The 551-nt window shown below is 65.2% G+C and carries 1 protein-coding gene; it reads right to left on the bottom strand.

Annotated elements, in window-relative coordinates:
* A partial coding sequence (locus tag HA630_RS01390) for an acyl-CoA dehydrogenase family protein (RefSeq protein WP_256368603.1) occupies positions 1 to 551 on the bottom strand: 551 nt, incomplete at both ends.

Raw genomic sequence — 551 nt, 5'->3', positions numbered from 1 at the left:
ATGCGGCGGATTTCGCTGGTGCCCGCGCCAATCTCGTACAGCTTGGCGTCGCGCCACAGGCGGCCCAGCGGGTATTCGTTGATGTAGCCGTTGCCCCCGAACAGCTGGATGCCGTCGCCCGCCATCTTGGTCGCCTGCTCGGCGCACCACAAAATGACGCTGGCGCAGTCCTTGCGCACCTGGCGCACGTGCTGGGCGCCCAGCATGTCCAGGTTTTTGCCAATCTGGTAGCAAAAGGCGCGACCGGCCTGCAGCACGGTGTACATGTCGGCCACCTTGCCCTGCACCAGCTGGAACTCGCCAATGCTCTGGCCGAACTGCTTGCGGTCGTGGATGTAGGGGATGACGTTGTCCATCACCGCCTGCATGATGCCGATGGGGCCGGCCGCCAGCACGGCGCGCTCGTAGTCCAGGCCGCTCATCAGCACCTTGGCGCCCTGGTTCAGGCCGCCCAGGATGTTCGCCTCGGGCACCTCCACGTTCTGGAACACCATCTCGCCGGTGTGGCTGCCGCGCATGCCCAGCTTGTCCAGCTTTTGCGCGGTGGAAAA

The sequence above is a fragment of the Aquabacterium sp. A08 genome (genome assembly GCF_011742065.1).
The sequence above is the reverse complement of the archived record's forward strand: the minus strand, read 5'-3'. Positions and strand labels throughout refer to the sequence as shown.